Annotated in this window: 1 protein-coding gene; it reads left to right on the top strand. The window is 45.0% G+C overall.

Translation table 11 applies throughout. The annotated features are described in order from the left end of the window. Positions 1-338 precede the first annotated feature (338 nt). Positions 339-806: transposase (locus JJQ88_RS20995; protein WP_481748327.1), on the top strand; the 468-nt coding region annotated here is incomplete at its 3' end.

Here is an 806-nt window from a genome sequence, read left to right as displayed (position 1 = left end):
GAGGGTGTCCCAAAAGTATAAACTTTTGGGCACCCTCTTTATTTTTGAGACTGCTTGGAAAATAGTCCGTTGATTTCCGTTCCAGGCGCTTCGCTTTCCGCGGGGCTGGCGCTGAGCCTCCTCATCGCTTCGCTCTTGCGGGGTCTCACCTGACCAGCTGCGCCCGCAGGAGTCTACGCGCCTTCCACTCCAATCAACTCAGGTTTCTAAATTCATTTTTTGCGCAAAAAAATACAAGAAAATCCCTCTTTTGTTATAATTAAGTCACCACAACAAAACAAACAGAAGGAGAGATTTTCTTGTACAAAAATTATAACACAAACCAGTTAACCCTTCCAATGGACATCCAAGTTTTGATTCCTCAAAAGCACCTTGCCCGATTGATTGATTTAGCCGTCGACCAGATGAACCCCAATATCTTTCTCTCTCTTTATCCTGGTGGAGGCCGGCCGCCTTACCATCCTCAAATGATGCTAAAAGTCATTCTTTATGCATATGCCACCCGGATTTATTCCTCTCGACAAATCGCCAAACAGCTAACAGAGAACATTATGTTCATGTGGCTTTCCGGCGAACAGAAGCCAGATTTCCGTACCATCAACCGTTTTCGTTCCGAACGCATGAAAGATGTCATCTATGAGACGTTCTTTTCCATAGTCGACCTCCTTCGGGAGGAAGGACTTGTGAAGCTGGAAGACTATTTTCTAGATGGGACCAAATTGGAGGCAAACGCCAACAAGTATACCTTTGTTTGGAAGAAGTCCACTGAAAAATACGATAAAAAGCTGGACGAGAAATTCCGGCAG

The organism is Bacillus sp. REN3, assembly GCF_017912555.1.
Taxonomy (GTDB): Bacteria; Bacillota; Bacilli; order Bacillales; family Cytobacillaceae; genus Mesobacillus.
Note: the sequence above shows the minus strand (reverse complement) of the source record. Positions and strands in the feature narration are given on the sequence as shown.